Raw genomic sequence first — 9130 nt, forward strand, 5'->3', positions numbered from 1 at the left:
CCATTCACGCACAGGCCGAGATCACGTCGCGCAACGTGTTCCTGGTGTCGGCGTCATCGGTCAGCGGAACGACGATCGTGGTCTCGCAGGCCTTCTCGAGGCTGATGCCGCATCCGATCAAGCGGCCGGCATTGACCAGCATCCGGGTCGAGGCGCCCTCGTCGAGACCCTGGCCCTTCAGGTTGCGGCTGTGCTGGGCGATCTTCACCAGGAGATCGGCGAGGTTGGGTTCGATGCCGGCCTCGCGCGACACCACCTCGGTTTCGGCCGGCCGGTCGGGATAGCCGAAATCCAGCGCCGCGAAGCGCTGCTTGGTGGATTCCTTGAGGTCCTTGATCGCGCTCTGGTAGCCGGGATTGTAGGAAATCACGAGCTGGAAGTCGGAATGCGCGTGGATCAGCTCGCCACGCTTTTCCAGCGGCAGCACGCGCCGATCATCCGTCAACGGATGGATCACGACCGTCGTGTCCTGCCGCGCCTCGACGATCTCGTCGAGATAGCAGATCGCGCCAAGACGTACCGCCGTCGTCAGCGGCCCGTCGCTCCACACCGTGCCCTCTGCATCGAGCAGCCAGCGCCCCACCAGGTCAGCCGCCGTCATGTCCTCGTGACAGGCCACCGTGATCAGCGGCCGGCCGAGCCGCCACGCCATGTATTCGATGAAGCGGGTCTTGCCGCAGCCGGTGGGACCTTTCAGCATCACCGGCATGCGGTTCGCATAGGCTGCGCCGAACAGTTCGACCTCATCCTTGAGCGGCCGGTAATACGGCTCCTCGCGGATGCGGTACTGGTCAAGCAGCAAAGCGGGATTGGACAAGCTCACGCCTCCCATGATAGCGCAGGCAGTCGTTCGCAATCGCTTGAGATCACGATGCGAGCAATTCCTTGAGCTTGGTGTCGATGAAGGCGACATCGACCGGATTGGTGCCCGGCCCGCCCGCGAAGTGGCCCCAGATCGACGGCACCGGCACGAACCTGGCGTTCGGCATGTTCGCGACCTCGTTCTCGCTGTCTTCCGGCGGGAAATAGAGATCGGTCTGGCCCGGCATGACGTAGGTCTTGGCCTTGATCGCCCGCAGCGCCGCCTTGAAATCGCCGTTGTAGATCTCGTTGGCGCTGATGTCGCCGTTCTGCCAGGTCCACAGCATGGTGAGCAGGTTATTGGCGTCCTTCGGCAGGAAGAAGCCCTCCCAGAACGCCACCAGGAAATCCTCCAGCGACGAATACCCCATCGTCTTGATGTCGAGCTGCTCGCGATAAAACGCCTGCGAAAAGCCCCAGCCGGCATAGACCCGCGCGGCGGCGCGCAGGCCGCGGGCCGGCTTGTCGGTGTACCAGCCCTCCTTCCAGGCGGCGTCCGCCGTGAGTGCGGCCTTGACGCCTTCGAGGAACACATAATTGTGCCGCGAGCATTTGGCCGAGCCGCAGAACGGCGCCAAGAGATCCATCATATCGGGATAGAGCGCGCCCCAATGGAAGGTCTGCAACGCGCCCATCGACCAGCCGACCACCAGGCGGATGTGCTTGATGCCGAACTTCTCGGTCACGAGCCGGTGCTGGGCGCGCACATTGTCATAGGCCGTCACCTGCGGAAAGCGCGGCCCATTATACGGCTCAGGCGTGTTGCTCGGCGACGACGACAGACCATTGCCCAGCATGTTGGGAATGATGATGAAGTACTTTGCGGGATCGAGCGCCATGCCCGGCCCGATCAGCCATTCATTGTCGTAGTGCTGGCCCGAGTACCAGGTCGGATAGACAATCACATTGTCCTTGGCCGCGTTGAGCTGGCCAAACGTCTTGTAGGCGAGCTTGCAGTCGCGGATGGTCGCGCCGCGCTGCAAGGTCAGGTTGCCGAGATCATGGATCTGATAGTCGACGCTCATTGATGTACCCTTCTTGCTTGATTGAGCTGATCGCTTACGCGGGACGCGCCACCTTCTCTGTCGACGATTCCACCCGCGCGATCGCCCCGTACACGATACCGGCGACCAGCGCGGCTGATATCGCAGCGGACAGCCCCGGCATGAGATTTTCAACCGCAAAGGCGCACAGCGACCCGATGCCCCAGGCAATGAACGGCTTCGCACGCCAGTCCACGTCAGCTCGCGCTCCGGCACGCAACAGGTACTGATCGACCAGGATGATCGCGCCGATCGGCGGCACGAGGATGCCGAGCAGCGACAGCCACTGGATGAAGAACGCCCAGACATTGCCCGCGGCGACAACGATGCCAATGGCGCCGAGTATTACGGCCATCAGGCGCATATTGGTGCCGAGGATGCGCGACCAGCCGGTGGCCGCGTTGTACAGGCAGTGCGAGCAGACCGAGCCAAGATTGGCGTAGAGGAAGATGAACGCGAGGATGCTGAGCCAGGTGAGCTGCTTGCCGTTCATGTAACCGAACATGTTGTCGACACCGAACGGATTGGCGTTCGGCACGGCGAGCGCAGCCGTCATCACGCCGCCAACCAGCATTGCCACCAGATTGGCGAATGGAAACGCGCTGAACGTGGCGACCAGCGATGCCCGTGGACTCGGCGCCCAGCGGTTGAAGTCCGCCGTCACCGTGCCGGCGTCGATGAACAAAGCGAGCACCACCGTAAGACCGACGCCCATCGACATGCTGGCTACGCCGTTATTGCCGGCATAGCCGAAGATGGCTGCGGCTGTTGTGGTCGAGGCGGCGTCGGCCGCCACCCATAGGCCAAGGACGACGAACAGCGGCACCGATGCCAACCCGATATAGTGCAATCCCTTCACACCGACGAAGGTGATGGCGATATAGAGCACGCCTGCGACGATCGTCATCGCCACATAGTTGAGGCCGTAGGTCGAGGATATCAGAGCGCCGGTGATACCGGTCTGCACCGCGTACCAGCCCAGCAGCAAGGTCGACAGCAGGCCCGACGCCAGCACATAGCCCTTCTTTCCGAACACGATGCTCGCGATCAGCGCGAAGTTCATGCCGCGGCGCGTACCGATCAGGCCGAGCGCGCCGACATAGGCGAACATGATCAGATTGCCGACGATCATCGCCACCAGCGCATTCTTGAAGCCCATGCCGAGCACCAGCAGTGATCCGGTCATCGCGCCGGTGATGATCATGGGAAAGCCCAGCCATACCATCATGACCGAGAAGGCGCTGCGCCGGGCGCTGATCGGCACCGGCTCGTGTTCGAATTCATGGCCGAGAAGATCGTCGATATGTCCCTCGGTCTGCTGAACCAGTCCGTTGTTCGTTTGGCTGCTCATGGTAACCCCCGTTTCCCTTTGCAACAGTTTCAGAGCCACGCCGGCGCAAACGATCGCGCCGGCGCAGCCCGGTTTTTCCGATCAGCGATGCGCGACCTTCTGGTTCGGAATGCCGTCGATCGGACATTCGTCGGTTCCGACGGTCGGCCGGGTCATGGCTTCGACCATCTCCCGCGTGCCCTCAGGGTCCGTGATCCAGTTCTTGTAGAATGTGTAGGGGCAGACCGCGTGACCGCGATCGCCTTCGCCTGAGTTGATCAGGCCGGTATAGCCGCGGTGCATCAGCTTGAAGAGATGGTTCTGCGACTGCATGTTGCGGCGGGCGTCGCGGATCAGCGATACCGACAGCTGCGCATACTGGATGCCGTTCTCCTCGGTGCCGCACTCACCGAGCGTGCGGCCGTCGAAGCCGATGATGGCCGAGTGGCCGAAGTAGGAATAGACCCCGTCGAAACCCGAGGCGTTGGCGACCGCCACGTAGCAGTTGTTGGCCCAGGCCATCGACTTGGAGATCTGGATCTGCTGCTCCTTCGCCGGATACATGTAGCCCTGGCAACGGACGATCAATTCGGCGCCGCGCATCGCGCAATCACGCCAGATCTCCGGATAATTGCCGTCGTCGCAGATGATCAGGCTGATCTTCAGCCCCTTCGGGCCATCAGAGACGTAGGTGCAATCGCCGGGATACCAGCCCTCGATCGGCACCCAGGGCATGATCTTGCGATACTTCTGGACGATCTCGCCCTTGTCGTTCATCAGGATCAGGGTGTTGTACGGCGCTTTGTTGGGGTGTTCCTCATGGCGCTCGCCGGTCAGCGAGAACACGCCCCAGACCTTGGCCTTGCGACAGGCGTCGGCGAAGATGCGGGTTTCCTCGCCCGGCACCGACGAAGCCGTCTCGTACATCTCCTTGGAGTCGTACATGATGCCGTGGGTCGAGTATTCCGGGAAGATCACGAGATCCATGCCCGGCAGGCCGAGCTTCATGCCCTCGACCATCTTGGCGATGTTGCGCGCGTTATCCAGCACCTCGGCCTTGGTGTGCAGACGCGGCATCTTGTAATTGACCACGGCGACGCCGACCGTGTCCTTGCTGCTCGATATGTCTCCATGCAACATGTCTCGACTCCCTTTCTTGAATATTCCCGCTACACGGCCATGTGCAGCTGGATGAGATCATCGGTGAGCTCACCGATCGCACCCTTGGCGACGACGCGTCCCTTTTCGAGCAACGCGAAGCGGTGAGAGGCGCGCCGCGCGAACGCGACATTCTGTTCGACCAGCACGACCGTGATGCCGCGCTCGCGATTGAGGCGGGTGATCACGTCTTCGATCTGCTCGACGATGTTCGGCTGGATACCCTCGGTCGGCTCGTCCAGCAGGATGACCTTGGGCTGGGCGAGCAGCGCACGGGCGATCGCAAGCTGTTGCTGCTGGCCGCCGGAGAGATTGCCGCCATAGCGATTGAGAAAATCCTTTAGCACCGGAAACAGCTCGAGCACCCACTCCTCGATGCCGTTGGCCGATTTCGCAGCGAAGGTTCCGAGCGTCAGATTCTCCCGCACAGTGAAGCGCGGCAGGATTCCACGGCCCTGCGGCACGTAGGCGATGCCAGCCTTGGCGCGCTGATGGGTGCGCAGCGGCGAGATGTCGGCGCCGTCGAGCGACAGCCGTCCCGTGCACCGGTCCATCAGGCCGAGGATGCTGCGCATCAGCGTCGTCTTGCCGACGCCGTTACGGCCGAGCACCGCGAGGAATTCGCCGTTGCCGACCGTCAGGTTGATGCCCTGCAGGGCGCGGCTGTTGCCGTAGAAGGCGTCGACGTCGGTCAGCTCAAGCATGGCTGATGCCTCCCGATCCCAAATAGGCGCGGCGGACTTCGGGATGCGCCTCGACTTCCGCCGCGGTGCCTTCGGCGAGCATCTGGCCCATATGCATCACCGAGATGACGTCGCCGATCGCCTTGACGAAGCCCATGTCGTGCTCGACCACGATCAGCGTGTGCTTGCCCTTCAGCCGCGCGAACAGTTCGGCGGTCTTGCGGGTCTCCTGCGCCGTCATGCCCGCGGTGGGCTCGTCCATCAGGATCAGCTCGGCGTCCTGGGCGACCAGCATGCCGATCTCGAGCCACTGGGTCTGGCCGTGCGACAGATAGGCGGCCGGGCGGTCGAGCTGGTCGGTGAGCCCGACCAGCTCGGCAAGACGTTCGACATCCGCGCGACCGGCATTGCCGATATTCCAGCGCAGATTGCCGAGCACGGAGGTGCGGCGAGCCCGCGCCACGTCGAGATTCTCGCTGACCGAGAGCTCCCGGAAAACGCTCGGCACCTGGAACTTGCGTCCGACGCCGGTGCGGGCGATCTCGTATTCCTCGAGATCCTGCAGCGCGGTGCCGTCAAAGCTGACGGTGCCCGCGCTCGGCTTGACCTTGCCGCAGATGATATCGAGCGCCGTGGTCTTGCCGGCGCCGTTCGGCCCGATCAGACAGCGCAGCTCGCCCTTGCGCACGCTCATGTTGAGCGCGTTGAGCGCCTTGAAGCCGTTGAAGCTGACCGAGACGTCGCGAAGATCGAGATGGGAGCTCATGTGCTGCCCTCCGTCTGGCCGACGCCTTGCGCAACGCCGCGGCCGGCGGCATGGCGGCGCTGCACGATCCAGCGCAGGACGACCTGCGCTAGGCCGGCGAGCCCCTTCGGCAGGAACAGCACCACGAGCACGAACAGTGCACCCATCACCAGTGTCCAGGTTTCCAGGAACGCCGCGGATTCCGACAGCGCGCCCTGCATGCCCGCCACCAGCACGGCGCCGAGGAATGCACCGACCAGACTCTGCCTGCCGCCGACCGCGCACCACACCACCACCGAAAGCGAAAGCTGCACGCCGAGGAAGGTCGGCGAGGCAAACTCCATCACCACCGTGTAGAGCATGCCGGCGAGGCCTGCGATCGCAGCTGACAGCGCGAACACGAAGATCTGGTAGAGCGCGACGTCGTAGCCGAAGTAACGCACCCGGCTCTCATGGTCGCGGATCGCCTGCACGATCAGGCCGGCCTTGGTCCGTGTGAAGGCAAAGGCCACCAGCAGGCTGAGCAGGACACAACCGGCGACGAGATAGTAGGTTGCGCGGCCATAGGCATCGAACGCGACGCCGAAAATCTCGAGCTGGGCCAGATCGGTGATGCCGTTGAAGCCCCCGGTGTAGCTCTGCTGATCGATGATCACGAGATTGATCACCACCATGGTGGCGAGCGTGATGATCGAGACATAGACGCCGGTGACGCGTCCGCGGAACATGAACCAGCCGAGTGCCGCCGCGACCAGCGCCGGCACGATCAGGCCCGCGGCGATGGCGAAGGACAGCGAGCGGAACGGCTCCCAGAACCACGGCAGATGCTGGACGTTGTTCCAGACCATGAAGTCCGGCAGTCCGCTCGCGCCGGTATGTACCGGCACGGTCTTGAGCTTCAGCGCCATCGCCATGGCGTAGGAGCCGAGCCCGAAGCTCATCGCCTGGCCGAGGTTCAGGATGCCGCCGAAGCCCCAGGACAGGCCGAGCGACACCGTGAGGATGCCGAGCACCAGATAGCGCGCAACCTTGTTGAGCAGGAAATCATTGTTGAGCAGCACCGGGAGCGCGAACACCACGGCGCAGACGATCAGCAACGGTGCAAGCTGCGCGATCAGGCGCTGCAATCCGCTGGAGTGAGGAACGTGCGACGGCATCGATGAGCGATCTGTCTCAGGCCCGCACGCGTGCGGTGAAAAGCCCTTCGGGGCGGAAACGGATGAGGACGACGATGGCGAGCAGCACGATCGCCTTGGCCACCGTGTCGTTTTGCAGGAAGGCGATGCCGCCGGAGAGCTCGCCGAGGATGAAGGCGCTCGCCACGGTTCCGGCGAGGCTCTGCACACCGCCGAGCACCACCACCATGAAGGCATCGACCACGTAGCCGGTGCCCATGTCGGGCGATACGCTCTTGAGCGGCGACACCAGCGCGCCGGCAAGTCCCGCAAGACCCGCGCCGTAAGCAAAAGTCAGCGCATAGACCCGCTTGGCGTTGATGCCGAAGGAAGCTGCGACCGAACGGTCCTGGATGATGGCGCGGAGCTTCATCCCCACTGTCGTGCGATTCATCAGCAACCAGGTCGCCCCGAACAGCGCGATCGACACCACGAACAGGAACACCCGATATGACGACACCGGGATGCCGAACACGCTCATGCTGTCGGACAGCGCCGGCGGCAGCTGCACGTAGCGCAGCTCGCTGCCGACCATCAGCCGCACCGCCTGTTGCAGCATGATGCCGACGCCCCAGGTTGCAAGAATCGTATCCAATGGCCGGTTGTTGAGCAGGCTCAGGACGTAGCGTTCGATAACCCAGCCGAATGCGGCCACCACGAGGAAGATCGGAACCAGGCTCGCCAGCAGGCCGAGTCCAAGATAGGTGTGAAACACCCAGGCTGCGTAAGCGCCGAGCATAACGAACTCGCCATGTGCGAGATTGATGATGCCCATCGAGCCGTAGATGATCGACAGGCCCAGCGCGACCAGCAGCAGGATCGATCCGATGCTGAGGCCTGTGACGATTTGTTCGATGAATTGGTCCACGTCGGGATCCGCTTTCGATATTCGTTGGTAGGCACCGCTCTCGCACGCATCTGTGCGAAAGCGGCATTCGCTGCGGGGATGCTGGCCGCCGGCGCCGCACGCCGACGGCCATTGTCGCCCCCGTCGTCAGCTCTTCTCGACCAGGCCCTTCTCGGTGCAGGACTGCCCGGGATAGGCCGCGTAGGGCACCGGCTTCAGCCAATCCTTGGCCTCGACGAGAATCTCGAACTGGCCGTTTGACTTCGCCTGCGCGATCTTGGGCCACAGCCAGGTGTGCAGATTCTCCGGCTCGATCCGGACCTTGCCCTGCGGCGCAACCATTTCCTGGCCCTTGACCGCGTCGCGGATGTTCGGCGGCGTGAGGTCACTGGTCGCAAGCTTCTCGACCGCCTGCTTGAACAGATAGGTCTGCAAGTAGCAGGCCTCAGACACGAAATGCGTCACCTTGTCGGCGCCCCAGCGCTTCTTGTACGCCTCGACGAACTTTTCGTTCTCCGGCGACTTGTGCACCATGAAGTACGGCGCCGAGGTGAAGTGACCGGCAGCAGCTTCGCCGCCCATCGCCGCGACCTCGTTCTCGGAGGTCGTCAGGCTCGCCATCGGCATCTTCTCGGGATCGAGGCCGGCAGCCTTGTATTGACGATGCAGCGCCACCACGGAATCGCCGACCACGGTCGAGAAGATCACGTTCGGCTGCGTCGCGCGGATCTTGTTGATGACGGAAGAGAATTCGGAATGGCCGAGCGGCACATACTCTTCCGCCACGACCTCGCCGCCGAGCTTCTCAAGCAGCTTCTTGCAGTAGTTGTTCTCTTCCTTCGGATAGATGTAGTTCGAGCCGATCAGATAGAACTTCTTGCCGAATTTCTTGACCAGCCAGGGCACGAACTCGTCCTGCTGCTGGTTCGGCACGGCGCCGGTGTAGATCACGTTCTTCGAGCACTCGCGGCCTTCATAGAGCGTCGGATACCAATAGAGATTGTTCTGCCGCTCGAACACCGGAAGCACCGCCTTGCGGCTGGCCGAGGTGTAGGAGCCGAACACGCTGACGCATTTGTCGCCGACGACGAGCTTGCGCGCCTTCTCCGAGAACGTCGCAGGATCGGACGCAGGATCCTCGACGATCGGCACGATCTTGCTGCCCTTGATGCCGCCGGCGGCGTTGATTTCCTCGATCGCGAGCAGCGTCGCCTTGTTGAGCGATTCCTCGATGATCGCGGTCGTTCCCGTCAACGAGAACAGCACGCCGACCTTGATCTCGCCGCCG

The 9130-nt window shown here is 63.0% G+C and carries 9 protein-coding genes; all 9 read right to left on the reverse strand.

Annotated elements, in window-relative coordinates; genetic code table 11:
• Positions 1-4: 4 nt before the first annotated feature.
• Positions 5-817, reverse strand: a complete 813-nt coding sequence (locus H8A95_RS07595; RefSeq protein WP_274613199.1) for a CbbQ/NirQ/NorQ/GpvN family protein — start codon at positions 815-817, stop codon at positions 5-7.
• 49 nt (positions 818-866) lie between these two features.
• Positions 867-1886, reverse strand: a complete 1020-nt coding sequence (locus H8A95_RS07600; RefSeq protein WP_229182606.1) for an alpha/beta fold hydrolase — start codon at positions 1884-1886, stop codon at positions 867-869.
• 34 nt (positions 1887-1920) lie between these two features.
• Positions 1921-3255: a purine-cytosine permease family protein gene (locus tag H8A95_RS07605; RefSeq protein WP_229182607.1), complete on the reverse strand. Its 1335-nt coding sequence runs from the start codon at positions 3253-3255 to the stop codon at positions 1921-1923.
• 81 nt (positions 3256-3336) lie between these two features.
• Complete coding sequence (locus H8A95_RS07610; protein WP_229182608.1) at positions 3337-4374, reverse strand: aliphatic amidase; 1038 nt, start codon at positions 4372-4374, stop codon at positions 3337-3339.
• Between the two features lie 29 nt (positions 4375-4403).
• Positions 4404-5096, reverse strand: a complete 693-nt coding sequence (gene urtE, locus H8A95_RS07615; protein ID WP_229182609.1) for an urea ABC transporter ATP-binding subunit UrtE — start codon at positions 5094-5096, stop codon at positions 4404-4406.
• The gene (urtD, locus tag H8A95_RS07620) at positions 5089-5841 is read right to left on the reverse strand and encodes an urea ABC transporter ATP-binding protein UrtD (protein WP_229182610.1); all 753 of its coding nucleotides are present in this window, start codon (positions 5839-5841) and stop codon (positions 5089-5091) included. The genes urtE and urtD overlap by 8 nt, the downstream gene beginning before the upstream one ends.
• Positions 5838-6977 (reverse strand): urea ABC transporter permease subunit UrtC, encoded by a 1140-nt coding sequence (gene urtC, locus H8A95_RS07625; RefSeq protein ID WP_229182611.1) that lies wholly within the window; start codon positions 6975-6977, stop codon positions 5838-5840. Before urtC ends, urtD begins: the two co-directional genes overlap by 4 nt.
• A 16-nt stretch (positions 6978-6993) precedes the next feature.
• On the reverse strand, positions 6994-7863 hold the full coding sequence (urtB, locus tag H8A95_RS07630) for an urea ABC transporter permease subunit UrtB (protein ID WP_076866843.1): 870 nt from the start codon (positions 7861-7863) through the stop codon (positions 6994-6996).
• Between the two features lie 126 nt (positions 7864-7989).
• Positions 7990-9130: transporter substrate-binding domain-containing protein (locus H8A95_RS07635; RefSeq protein WP_229182612.1), on the reverse strand; the 1141-nt coding region annotated here is incomplete at its 5' end.

The sequence above is a fragment of the Bradyrhizobium oropedii genome, assembly GCF_020889685.1.
In the GTDB taxonomy this organism is placed as follows: Bacteria; Pseudomonadota; Alphaproteobacteria; order Rhizobiales; family Xanthobacteraceae; genus Bradyrhizobium; species Bradyrhizobium oropedii.

What these genes read in the sequence shown, in the direction of transcription:
- H8A95_RS07600 (WP_229182606.1), bottom strand. Translation starts at nt 1,886, where the DNA reads ATGAGCGTCGACTATCAGATCCATGATCTCGGCAACCTGACCTTGCAG.
- H8A95_RS07605 (WP_229182607.1), bottom strand. Translation starts at nt 3,255, where the DNA reads ATGAGCAGCCAAACGAACAACGGACTGGTTCAGCAGACCGAGGGACAT.
- H8A95_RS07610 (WP_229182608.1), bottom strand. Translation starts at nt 4,374, where the DNA reads ATGTTGCATGGAGACATATCGAGCAGCAAGGACACGGTCGGCGTCGCC.
- urtE (WP_229182609.1), bottom strand. Translation starts at nt 5,096, where the DNA reads ATGCTTGAGCTGACCGACGTCGACGCCTTCTACGGCAACAGCCGCGCC.
- urtD (WP_229182610.1), bottom strand. Translation starts at nt 5,841, where the DNA reads ATGAGCTCCCATCTCGATCTTCGCGACGTCTCGGTCAGCTTCAACGGC.
- urtC (WP_229182611.1), bottom strand. Translation starts at nt 6,977, where the DNA reads ATGCCGTCGCACGTTCCTCACTCCAGCGGATTGCAGCGCCTGATCGCG.